Below are 11503 nucleotides of genomic sequence, written 5' to 3'. Positions count from 1 at the left end.
TTCATTATAGAAANCGCCACGTCGGCATGATGCTCTGCACGCCGCTGTGATACCAGTCCTGAGTGTTCTGTTTCTCACCCTCCACAAAGCGGTGCTTGCCAAGACCGACACAGAAGGATGTCTCGAAAGGCATGGAACTGATGACAGAACGCTCCAGCATACGTCCGGAAAGACCGGGCCAGCCGAAATCGTCGACGTAGGTAGGGTCGCCATACTGGTTCACCCACATGTCTCTTTCATTATAGAAAGTACGTCTTTGTGCCGAATAGGCATTCTCTCCGCATTCGTCCTTTGTGCCGAGAAGGGTCTTTACGTTGTCCTTCCATATGCGCTCCTCAGGACAGAACAGGGCGAGTGAACCGCCGTGACCGTCGACAGGCATAGCCCAGTCGAGAGCATCGGTATAACCCGTATGTCCGCTGTTTACCACCTGCACACCGCCGTATATCTTTGAGAACGTCTCGGCTTCGGTGCATCCGAGGATGCCGGCATAGTTGCGGTAGTCGTCGGGCGAGCCGTACTCGAGGAACTGCGATGTGTTCTTGTGCGACGTCAGTATTGCCTCATTGGGGCTTCTGGATGCGTTGTACCACTGTATCTCCATCTGAGTGTCACCGTTCGCGTCGGCTATACCGTTGAACTCCTTGATGAAGTCCACCCACTCTGATGTGCTTCCGCCGCCTGACTCCTCATTGATGAACCATCCGTCGAAACCCATGTATTTGGCTATCTCATAGAGCTTGATGGCGTATATGTACTTGCCGTTCTCCTTCGTGAGCATCTGTCTCACCCACTCCTGTCTGCCTCCGAAAGCCGATGGAGGGAAAAATACCTGACCCAAGGACTTCACTCCGCTCTGGTGCGCGGCGTCCGTAGAGCCTGCGGGAGGAGGAATGATGATGCCCTCACTTGCCGAGCCTGCCCAGTAGACAAGCTTGTCCATGTACTGCCAGTAAGTGGGCTGGTAGCCGAGGAAGTTGTTCGCTCCCTGTGACGGACACATCGAACAGGTGGGGAAAAGAATCGTTGCGTTGCAGATTTGTCCCTCATAGAACTGGTGCTTGTTTGCCTTCATGAGCTCCGGTTCTTTGAATCTCTTCGCCATAGGAACCTTTGATCGGTTGAACTTCGCGTCCGGATCGGTCTCCGGCGACCAGTTCCTGATGTCCTCGGGATGCCAGCATCCGCCGTAAGGCTGCTGTGCATTGGCACCCGTTGCCGCCATAAGCGACAGGAAAGTCATTACAAGTAGTTTTTTGATCTTCATAAAAATAAAAGATTAGTTATAAGTTATTATGTTGTTAAAATGTTGGTCTTTATTCCCGGTCTTTAGCACTACGATGTGCGGAATGGGCTTTTCCGCCTTTTATTAACCTAAACAACGCCATATGGGAAAACACTTAACCCCATATGATATTTTTTTGAAAAGAATGCAAATTCATGCGTAAAACACCTTAAAAAGACTGTCCGGACAGCCGAAAAGCGGTTTTACGCACACGAGACGGAAGTGTGAGGAAACGAAAAAGGGGACCGCGCGCCGCCAAGGCGAACAGTCCCCGATGAATTGACTAAAAATGACAGGTTCTTTAACAACGCCTGCTTACGTTGTTTATCATTGCCGTATCATGACTCCGTAAACAAACGGGGCACACGGCAATCGTATTTCCTCACACCACAGGAAGGACTCCCCTGACACGGTCGTCGAACGCTGACAGGGCGGCTGTGGCACCGCTGCCCATGGCGATGACTATCTGCTTGAACGGCACGTCAGCCACATCACCGGCTGCATATACGCCCGGAACAGATGTCCTGCCGGCTCCGTCGGTGACTATCTCGCCGCGCCTGTTCACCTCCACGCTGTCCTTGAACGGTCCGGAGGCGGGCACAAGTCCTATCTGTACAAACACTCCGTCGAGACGGATGGTCGATTCCTCACCGGTGGTGAGGTCGCGCACGTCGATGGCTGTGACTTTATTGCCGTCGCCCACCACACGTACTGTCTGTCGCGACGTAAGTATCTCTACGTTGGAGAGGCTGCGCGCCTTCTCCTGAAGCACGGTGTCGGCACGCAGCTCGGACGCAAACTCGAGCACGGTGACACGGCTGCATATGCCGGCAAGGTCGATGGCGGCTTCTATTCCGGAGTTTCCGCCGCCGATGACGGCTACATGGCGGTCCTTATAGAACGGTCCGTCGCAATGAGGACAGAAGGCTACGCCATGACCGATGTGCTCCGCCTCGCCCTCGACACCGAGCCTGCGCCACGACGCTCCGGTGGCTATTATCACGGCTGGAGCGACAAACGACTCGCCACCCTTTGCCTCCACTACCTTCAGCGGACCAGAGAAGTCGGTGCCTTCTACGCTCCGGTTGGCATAGACATCTACCGGATAGGCTCCGAGATGCTCGCCAAGGGCTGCCGCAAGTGACGCTCCCGTGGTGGAGGGAACGGAGATAAGATTCTCTATACCCACCGTGTCGTTGACCTGACCTCCTATCCGTCCGGCGACAACAGCCACACGGAGACCCTTGCGGGCGGAGTAGATGGCTGCGGAAGCTCCTGCCGGACCGCCGCCCACAACAACGACGTCGTAACGGTGTTCCACCGGTTCGGCGGCTTCGACAGCCGAAGAACCATACTTGGACTCAAGCTCGTCGAGCAGCACACCGAGGTCTCCACGACCTACATGGAGCAACTGTCCGTCGGCATAAACAGCCGGAACGCCTTGTATGCCGAGCGATGACACTTCGTCCTGCCACAGTGCGCCGTCCACAATCTCGTGCTCCACATCGCCTCCGAGAAGCGTTATGACATTGAGAGCCTGCACCACATCGGGACAGTTTGTGCACGAGAGCGACATGTATGTGCGCAGTCTTACAGGTCCGTCCAATGCTTTTATGCGGGCGGCAATGGCTGCGTCGGGCAGGTTCTTGCCTTTTCCGTCCGCATTGAGAATGGCAAGCAGCAGCGACGTAAACTCATGTCCGCCGGGTATGCCGCGGAAGGTGATGCCGGTGTCGGCACCGTCTTTTACGATTGAAAACTCCAGTCTGCCTCCGTCCTCCGGCACTTTCTCCAGCTCAAGCATAGGAGAGGTCGAGCAGAAGTCGGCGAGAAACGAGCTCAGCTCATCCGCTTTCTCATGTCCGGACGACACCGTCGCGCGCAACACATAGTGCGACTTAAGTCCGGAAAACAGACTCTTCACCTGTTCAAGAATATCTTTGTCAAGCATTTTTTCATCCTTTCTATATACAGATGACGTTTTTGTCGGCAAGCCGTCAACGCTTTTCCGTGTCGTCATGCACATTTGGGCGTTCAACAGAAAAATGCGTCCTGACGGTCGTCAGCTTCAGAAACACATCGGGTTGACAGCCGACCTGCCATCTACATTATTATATTTATACGTTATATATATTGCCGGACACACAGTTATCGTGCCTGTGCCATGTCACAGAACCGTAACAGCCGGTGTGCCCGAAACCGCAGACTGCCGTACGGAAGAACATTGTGCCTCGCACCATATAGCCTCATCCACATCGGCATAAGGCATATCCGATGCATAGGAAATTCCCCGCCCGTCCGGTAAAAGGGCTTTTACAAATGGGAGCCTGAAGAGCCTTACGGCTCCAAAGGCTCCCATCGCTATGGCTTGAATACGCATAAGTGACCTCCACCGGAAGGGAGGCACGGCTGCACTCAATCAGAGTTTGCCCACGAGGTCGATACTCGGCTTGAGCGTCTCTCCGCCTTCTCTCCACTTGGCAGGGCACACCTCGCCTGCGTGAGTGGCTACAAACTGGGCAGCCTCAACCTTGCGCAGCAACTCGTCAGCGTTTCTGCCAATGCTGTTATCCTGTATCTCTGCTACCTTAACGAGTCCTTCCGGATTTACAAGGAACGTTCCGCGGTAAGCCACGCCCTCATCTTCCTTCATCACACCAAAGCCGCGGCTGAGCACGCCTGTGGGGTCGGCAAGCATCGTGTACTTTATTTTCTTGATGCTGTCGGAGGCGTCATGCCATGCCTTGTGCACGAAGTGGCTGTCTGTGCTTACCGAGAACACCTCTACGCCGAGCTCTTTCAGACGGTCGTATTTCTCTGCCAGGTCAACCAGCTCAGTCGGGCACACGAAAGTGAAGTCGGCTGGATAGAAGAAGAAAAGAGCCCACTTGCCTTTCAGGTCTTCACTGCTTACTGTCTTGAACTCTCCGTTCTGGAATGCCTGCACCTTGAACTCAGGCATCTGTGCGTTGATTATTGATTCCATATCGTATATGTTTTACTTGTTGATTATTATATTTATTTATTATCACTATGTTTTCTTTTTTACACTGCAAAGATAGTATCATGACTCATGAAAGGCAAACAGAATGTGTCTATCACACGATAGACAATATCAATATGTTATATATATATCATTGTGAATCAATGTATTAAAGACAGATACAGACAGTATTCAAAATTCTCTAAATTCCTCTGATGACATCGCGGTGTAATGACGGCAGACGTGTTTCCTTCAACAGAATACCCAAATGGCACACAACAGACCTGCAAATGAAAGCGCACGGATGTATGCGGGATGCCGGAACATGAATCGTGCGAAGTGGCATCATCATGGCGAAAAATGATTTTATGAGAATGAAAAAGGCGGTATGAGGCTCGATTGTCAGGCAGAATGAGTAAGTTTGCAGTAAAAACAAAACACAGCAACTACAAATATGACACTTCAACAGATGGAATACATTGTGGCAGTCTACCGTCTGCGACACTTCGCCAAGGCTGCCGAGCACTGCGGAGTAACACAACCTACACTCAGCTCAATGATACAGAAGCTTGAAGACGAACTGGGTCTGAGAATCTTCGACCGCAGCTCGCAGCCCGTATCGCCCACTCCGGCAGGCCGCCTCGTGGTGGAACAGGCATGGCGGGTACTGGTAAGAGCCAACAAGATAAAAGACATTGTGGCAGAGGCGAAAAGGTCTACAAGAGGTCAGTTCAGGCTTGGCATACTGCCGACAATAGCTCCTTATCTTCTCCCGAGATTCTTTCCGAGACTGCTCGCCGAGCATCCCGAGACCGACGTACGTATATCTGAGATGAAGACCGAAGCCGTAAAGGCGGCTCTGGCACGCGGTGAACTGGACGCAGCAATAGTAGCCGACATCGACGGACTGGACCATTTCGACATTACGGAACTTTATTTTGAGCAGTTCGTGGCGTATGTTTCGGCAAACGACGTGCTCGCATCCACAAGCCCGGTGCGCTCGTCCGACCTTACAGACAGCTTTCTCTGGCTCCTTGACGAGGGACATTGCTTCCGCGACCAGATAGTGAGATTCTGCGGAATAAAGGACGGACAGACCTCAAAGAATGTCTATTCGCTCGGCAGCATAGAGACCTTCATGCGCATGGTGGAGGGCGGACGGGGAATCACATTCATACCTGAGCTCGCACTGTATCAGCTCTCCGACAGCCAGCGAGCTCTCGTCCACCCGTTCGCTATACCCATACCGACGCGCAGGATAGTGCTTCTCACCACCCGCACCTTCGTGCGCCACTCCATGAAAAAGCTCATAACAGACTGCGTGAGGGCTTCCGTTCCGCAACAAATGCTGAAAATGAACAACACCGAACAGCGCGTGTGACGGCGCCAAACGGTAGAATATGCAATTAAACAAGGCTGGAACTGCCTCGTCAAACAGCAAAAACGACCACGCAAAACAGCAAAAGCGACTGTACCAAACGGCAAAAACGATCGCACCAAACAGCATGAGCCGTCACACCATAACAGCCATTCCGCAATACGGAAGAGAACCCGATACAATACAGAAACTCATGTCAGGCATGTCCGTTCATACCGGACGCCTGCATGAGAATACAAAAAAATGAGGGACAAACTTTCAAAACAAGCTCGTCCCTCCCGAATTAATAACACTAAAAGAACCGTACTATTACAATTACTTCATTATTGTTGATGATGTTGAAGCCGTTGTTCTGAAATTGTCAGGCTGCTGTCTGTTGCCGCTGCCGTCATTGGTATCGGCGACATCCCACCATAGTCTGGTGCCCTGAGTATTTGCTGCCTTGAGCCCGTCATGCTCATTGAAATACTTGTTAGAGCTCTCGCTGTTAGGATAAAGCAGACGTTTTATCATCTTACCCTCGGGCACATCGCCTCCCGACAGGTTGGTGAGCTGGTTTGCCAGAGCAGGATAGTCGGTGCGGCGGAAATCAGCCCAGCCCTCATTACCGTTGGGGAAGACAGCCATCCACTTCTGGGTGATGATGGCTTCGAGAATCTTCTCCCTGTCGCCGCTGCTGAAAGTGCCGTCGTTAAGAGCCTTCAGACCGCTGATGTACGACTGTGCCGCCTCCTTGCCTATCTCATAATAGTCCATCGAAGCCTGCACTCCCGCGCGGAAATATCCCTCGGCGTCCATTGTCAGATCCTGTCCTTTCCATCCGCGCAGAGCAGCCTCAGCCTTGAGGAAGAGCGACTCCGAATAGCCCAGCCATACGGTGGGACGCGCGTAGTTGAACCAGAAATCCCTGTTAAGAGTCTTTGAAGCAGGCTTCGGCTGTGTGCGAGTGATGCTGTAATTGAGTATGCCCATGTCGATAAGAGGAGCCAGCGCGCCACGCTTGCAGCCCGCGAAGTCCTCACGAAGGCTTTCCTCTCCGGCGGCGATTGACGTGGAAGTCATCTTCGCGCGATACCAGCACACGAGACATCTCGGGTCGATTGTCTTCTCCTCAAAGCCGTTACGTCCCTTCTTTATCTTATATGTGCCGCCTCCGGTACTTAGGTTACGGTACATCTGTTCGAGGTCCCATGACATCACACTCTCGCCTCCGTATGCCACAGAACACATCGCGAGGACATTCTCATCGCCTCCCGAGTCGTTGCCGCCCATTTCCGTCGGGGCATATCTCGGCACTGTCTGCATGTTGTCCGCGTTGCTCCGCATGAGTCCGTACTTGTTGTTCAGCGCGTTCTCAGCCTCCTGCCGCGCCCTTTCGGGAGCCACGTTCGATATGCGGAGAGCCATGCGCAGACGCAGCGTATTGGCAAAACGGAGCCACTTGTCCACATCTCCGAAGTAGCAGATGTCGTCGCGGTCTATCCTGTACTGCGACGCGTCGTCCGGCTTAATGCTGTCAACAGCCTGCTCGAGCATTCTGAACATGGCGTCGTAGACCTCCTCCTGAGAGTCGTACTTCACGTTGTTTGTCTCCGGAATACGTGCTTGCGCATATTCGCGGAAAGGCATCGCGCCGTATGTGTCGGTATTTGCCAGGGCGAGGAACACATAATATATACGTGTGATATAGAACATGTTCTTATATCGTCCCGGGTTGTCGTTGAACCGGTAAGCCCTCAACAGCGTGCGGTATTCAGAGCTTCTCTCGTTGTAGAAGTGCGCCCACCGCTGTCCCGACCATCCGTCGCCGTAGCTGTAGTCGGGCGTCTTCATGGAGTGCTTCGGCTGGTTGTTAGCCACATAACCGGCATAAATGTCATGGCTGAGGTTGGTTGTTATCTGGTAATCATTGTAATATCCCTCATAAAGGAAGTTACGGAATGTAGCCGGAGCATCAGCCAACGCGGTCTTGAGTGCGGCGGAGTCTTCCTTGCTCACGGTGAAGTTGATGTTCACATCGGCATATTTCGTGTTGTCCTCACCGGTATTATCCTTATCCCCTCCAGCACCTGTGTTGTCCTCTATTTCGTAAGGATTATGGCTCATTTCGTCGAGATCATAGCACGAGCATACCGTGCATGCCACGGCAAATGCCAGAAATCCGTTGAATATAGTATTGCGTTTCATTGTTGTTTTGAGTTTTAAGAATTGCTTTTTGCTTCTTTATTATGCATTGGTAAAGTGTATCGCCACAGACTAATGTCCTTCTCCACCGTCAGAATCCGAGGTTTACGGAGAATCCGAACGTGCGGGTGTAAGGCACAGCCATATAGTCGAGAGCCTGTGAGAACATTGTCGTGTCATATCCGCCGTCGGGGTTTCCCGGTGTGTGTTTCATAAGGAAGCACAGGTTGCGTGCCACGAACGACATCCTGAGCGACGTGAGCGGGGTGCGTCTGAGCACCGACTGCGGGAACGCATAGCCAACGGACAGCTCCTTGAGTTTTATGTACGACGCATCGTGTACGAACGCCTCGGCATATCCTCTCTGCGATTTGTACAGTCCGATGGTGGAATAATAAGACTGCGCACTTACCAGAATGTCGTTCGGCGTGCCGTCTTCCTTCACTCCGGGAACCACGAGCCAGTAGTCCTTGACACCGTTCACCTCCTTGAACTCGCCACGGTAAGCAGTGCGCTCCGACGTTCCCACAGCTGTAGCCATACCTTCCGACACCGACACCACATCACCTCCGAACTTCATGTCGAACATAGCCGTGATGCTGAAGCCCTTGTATGTGAGTGTTGGAGTGACAGACATGAGCAGGTCGGGCTGTATGTTTCCGATGGGATGGTCGAGCAGCCAGCGTTCCAGATTGCCGTTTCCGCTCTCCGGCTGCGGCAGACCGTCCGCTCCGACAACGATGTTTCCTTTTGCGTCACGCTTCATGAGGTTGTTGGCGTAGATGTCTCCGAGTTTTCCTCCAGCCACGGCTCCCACCTTTACAGGCATGTTCGGGTCGCCGTTGAAATAAACTCTGTTCACCCCGTCGGCAAGCTCTTTCACTGTAGAACGGTTGTGCGCGATGTTCATTGTCAGGTCGAACGTAAGGTCTTTCGTCTTCACCGGTGTGCCGTAAAGCATGAACTCCACGCCCGAGTTGGTTATCTTGCCCGCATTCACCCACTGCTGTGTCCACGGCGCGGAGGCGTCCACGAGCATCGCCTGGTTCTTCGTGCTGTTATAATAATATGTGAAGTCGAAGCCGAGACGGTTGTCCAGAAACTTCATGTCGAGTCCCGCCTCATACGAAGTCTTTATCTCCGGCTTGAGGTTACGGTTCATCATGATTGTGTTGACAACCGGTTTGCGTGTGCCCATGTCAAACTTGAACTTGCGCGTGTTGTACAGGCTGTATGGCGAGGGGTCCTTACCCACCTGTGCGGCAGACAGGCGCAGCTTGGCGAACGTGACCCACTTGGGCAGCGGTTTGCCTATGGAGCGCATGAAGTCGGAGAACACATAGCTCACGCTTGCCGACGGATAGAAGAACGAGTTGTTCTTCGCCGGCAGTGTGGACGACCAGTCGTTGCGCGCCGTGAGGTCGAGAGAGAGATACTCGTCGTATGCTATCTGCGCCGAGCCGAACACGGAATACATCGCGCGTTTGTGTCCGTCGTTGTCGCCGGAGACCAGGCGGTAGCCTGTGTTGAATATCCAGTTGTCCTTGTCGAGCATGTTCTCCACACCCACATTGAGCATTTCGTAGTTCAGATACATTATGTTCGAACCCACGGTATAGCCGAGACGCAGTTTAGGAGTTATAGGGGTGTCTCCCATGAAAAGAAACTGTATGTTGTGCTCGAAGTGGTTCTCCTCGCTGCGCTGCATGTTGTCGTTGGTCAGCATGTCCTGCCAGCTCTGCTCGGGAGTGCTTATCGCCTGGTCGCCCAGACCGAGATCGCTTGTCTGTATGCGCGTGCGGTAATAGTCGAAAGAATATTTGGCGTTGAACTTCAGCCAGTCTGTCAGATTGAGGTTCGCCGAATAATATCCGAACACTCTCCATCTCTCGTCAGAGTTACGGAACCGGTGACGGACGTAATACGGGTTGGAATACTGCTGGTCCGGACCGAACCAGTTCTGGTGAAGACGCTCTGCGGAGGTGTAGTTTGAGGCAAGGTCGCCCAGCCTTACGTTGCCCGGAATGAGCAGAAGTTGCGCCACCTCACCGTTAAGACCGGTGTAAGGGCGGTTCTCCGCCTTCATGTGTGAGAGCGATATCTTGCCGTCGAGCGACAGCCGGTCGTTTATCACCGCTCCGGCATTGAGGTCGGTTGTCAGCTTGTCGAGGGTCTCGTCCTTGAACAGACCGTTGTTTCCGTTGAAGCCTACAGACACGCGGAAGTGCGACTTCTCGGTGGTGTTGCCGAGCGCGACGGTGTGAAACTGCGAGAAACCTGTCTTGAAATAGTCCTTCAGTTTGTCTCCATAATATTTATAAGGTATCTTTTCGCCGAGCCACGACGGTTCGAGATGGCCGTCAAGAGCCGGACCGAAGGAAAGCTCGCCGGTAAGTGCCGTAGGGTTGTTTTCGTCATCATAGATGTATACAGTCTTCCCGTTAGAGCCCTGACCGTACTTTTTCTGCATCTTGATGGTCTCAGCCGCCTCACTCCAAGTGAAGTTGCCGCTGTATGATATGCCAAAGCCCTGCTTGTGGGAGCCCTTCTTCGTAGTGACGAGAATCACTCCGTTGCCCGCCCGCGAGCCGTATAGAGCCGCCGCGTTAGGACCTTTGAGCACAGACACAGACTCTATGTCCTCGGGGTTGATGTCGAACGATGTGCCTCCGCGGTCGTATCCTCCGTATGCCGAGGCGTCTGATGTCTGGTCGTCGGTGAACGGCACTCCGTCGACAATCCACAACGGCTGGTTGTTGTCAGTGAGCGAGGAGTTGCCTCGGATGGTTATCTTCGTAGAGCCGCCCAAGCCCGTGCTTGCCGTGTTCATCTGCAGACCTGCCACCTTACCTTCAAGCGCGCCCGTGACCGAAGGGTCTCCGGTGGTGTTGAGCGCGTCGCTCTTGATGTCCTGCACTGAATATCCCAGCATCTTCTTCTCGCGCTTTATGCCGAGCGCGGTCACCACAACCTCGTCGATGGACTGCGAGTCGAGCACCATCATGGCGTTCACCACGCTGTTCTTTCCAGCCACTATCTCCTGTGGCTTATAGCCGAGATAGGTGAACTGCGCCACCGGATTCTCCGCGTCGGTCATCACCGTGTAGTTTCCGTCCATGTCGGTCACGGCACGGTCTGTGGTGCCTTTTATCGTGACACTCGCGCCTATCAGCGGCTCGCCGTTCTCGTCGAGGATGCGTCCGGTTATCTTTCTTTTCTCCCCGCCGCGCCTTGTCTGCTGCCTGGGCAGCTGCGCCCGTTTGAGGTAAACCACCTTGTCGTCCACCTTGAACGTCACGCCCTTGTCCTTGAGCAGCTGCGCGAGCACCTTCTCGAGAGCCGCGTCCTTCACGTTGATTGCCTTCACGCGCATGTCGGAGAGGTCGTCGTCATAGAAGAACTTGAATTCCGACTGTGCCTGGATTTTCTTTATCACCACACCCAGAGTGGTGTTAGGGGTGTTCAGAGTAACCTGAGCAAACATTCCCTGCATAGGTACGGCTGCGAACATGAGTGTCATCACTCCCCGCGCCATACGCTTTCTCCACTGATTACTGTTGTCCATAAATAATTGTTCAGCTATTTTTTAGTTTTTAATTATCTTGTGGGAAGTCTTTGCATAAGACAAGATTCGGCTCGGCAGTATCAAGAACGGTAAAACTGCGTTTTCCCT

General features: G+C 53.2%; 7 protein-coding genes. 2 read left to right on the top strand and 5 right to left on the bottom strand.

Going from position 1 to position 11503, the window contains the following annotated elements; all coding sequences use genetic code 11:
* Positions 1-4 precede the first annotated feature (4 nt).
* The 3 genes from BN4609_RS15200 to ahpC all read right to left on the bottom strand — a co-directional run bounded on the left by BN4609_RS15200 (position 5) and on the right by ahpC (position 4271).
* Positions 5-943, bottom strand: coding sequence for an endo-beta-N-acetylglucosaminidase (locus BN4609_RS15200; protein ID WP_438501691.1), 939 nt, complete (start codon positions 941-943; stop codon positions 5-7).
* Positions 944-1667: 724 nt separating this feature from the next.
* On the bottom strand, positions 1668-3236 hold the full coding sequence (gene ahpF, locus BN4609_RS15195; RefSeq protein WP_068857343.1) for an alkyl hydroperoxide reductase subunit F: 1569 nt from the start codon (positions 3234-3236) through the stop codon (positions 1668-1670).
* A 468-nt stretch (positions 3237-3704) separates the two neighbouring features.
* Complete coding sequence (ahpC, locus tag BN4609_RS15185; protein ID WP_068857341.1) at positions 3705-4271, bottom strand: alkyl hydroperoxide reductase subunit C; 567 nt, start codon at positions 4269-4271, stop codon at positions 3705-3707.
* Between the two features lie 451 nt (positions 4272-4722).
* On the opposite strand from ahpC, the gene BN4609_RS15180 reads away from it, so the two are divergent.
* On the top strand, positions 4723-5649 hold the full coding sequence (locus BN4609_RS15180; RefSeq protein WP_068857340.1) for a hydrogen peroxide-inducible genes activator: 927 nt from the start codon (positions 4723-4725) through the stop codon (positions 5647-5649).
* Between the two features lie 19 nt (positions 5650-5668).
* A complete protein-coding gene (locus tag BN4609_RS16680; RefSeq protein WP_164071713.1) occupies positions 5669-5893 on the top strand; it encodes a hypothetical protein in 225 nt (74 codons plus the stop codon).
* 68 nt (positions 5894-5961) lie between these two features.
* Here BN4609_RS16680 and BN4609_RS15175 read toward each other — a convergent pair whose 3' ends face one another.
* On the bottom strand, positions 5962-7833 hold the full coding sequence (locus tag BN4609_RS15175; RefSeq protein ID WP_068857339.1) for a SusD/RagB family nutrient-binding outer membrane lipoprotein: 1872 nt from the start codon (positions 7831-7833) through the stop codon (positions 5962-5964).
* 88 nt (positions 7834-7921) lie between these two features.
* Positions 7922-11395: a SusC/RagA family TonB-linked outer membrane protein gene (locus BN4609_RS15170; protein ID WP_068857338.1), complete on the bottom strand. Its 3474-nt coding sequence runs from the start codon at positions 11393-11395 to the stop codon at positions 7922-7924.
* Positions 11396-11503: the final 108 nt, after the last annotated feature.

The sequence above is a fragment of the Leyella lascolaii genome, assembly GCF_900079775.1.
Lineage (GTDB): Bacteria > Bacteroidota > Bacteroidia > Bacteroidales > Bacteroidaceae > Prevotella > Prevotella lascolaii.
Note: the sequence above shows the minus strand (reverse complement) of the source record. Positions and strands in the feature narration are given on the sequence as shown.

Bases quoted from the DNA above. Each gene is read 5' to 3' on its own strand.
- BN4609_RS15170 (WP_068857338.1), bottom strand. From the start codon at position 11,395: ATGGACAACAGTAATCAGTGGAGAAAGCGTATGGCGCGGGGAGTGATG.
- BN4609_RS15180 (WP_068857340.1), top strand. From the start codon at position 4,723: ATGACACTTCAACAGATGGAATACATTGTGGCAGTCTACCGTCTGCGA.
- BN4609_RS15175 (WP_068857339.1), bottom strand. From the start codon at position 7,833: ATGAAACGCAATACTATATTCAACGGATTTCTGGCATTTGCCGTGGCA.
- BN4609_RS16680 (WP_164071713.1), top strand. From the start codon at position 5,669: ATGCAATTAAACAAGGCTGGAACTGCCTCGTCAAACAGCAAAAACGAC.
- ahpC (WP_068857341.1), bottom strand. From the start codon at position 4,271: ATGGAATCAATAATCAACGCACAGATGCCTGAGTTCAAGGTGCAGGCA.
- ahpF (WP_068857343.1), bottom strand. From the start codon at position 3,236: ATGCTTGACAAAGATATTCTTGAACAGGTGAAGAGTCTGTTTTCCGGA.